This is a genomic window from Denitromonas iodatirespirans (assembly GCF_018524365.1).
Lineage (GTDB): Bacteria > Pseudomonadota > Gammaproteobacteria > Burkholderiales > Rhodocyclaceae > Nitrogeniibacter > Nitrogeniibacter iodatirespirans.
Genome location: NZ_JAEKFT010000165.1, coordinates 1 through 285 on the forward strand (window position 1 = coordinate 1; position 285 = coordinate 285).

The 285-nt window shown below is 75.8% G+C and carries 1 pseudogene; it reads right to left on the reverse strand.

The features are described from left to right. Positions 1-285 (reverse strand): annotated as a pseudogene (locus I8J34_RS24415) (CoA-binding protein); the annotation flags it as partial.

The window sequence follows — 285 nt, forward strand, 5'->3', positions numbered from 1 at the left end:
ATCAGGCGCATCCAGGCCGGCAGGCTTTCGATCGTCGTGCGGGAAATGCGCTTGCGCTGCAGCGGCCCCCAGGCGACGGTGGTGGTCAGCGCGGCGAGCACCGCGTCGGCGCGCGGATGGCCGCCCAGCGCGAGCAGCCAGCGCAGCGGCACCGAGCGTGCGCCGCGCAGCGCCACCGCGGCCATCAGGGCCTCGGCCCGCGGGTCGGGCTCGGCCTGCAGCAGGCGCTCGCGGGCGGCGTCGTCGATGGGCGCGCGCGATAGCGCGAAGTCTTCGTCATGAGCG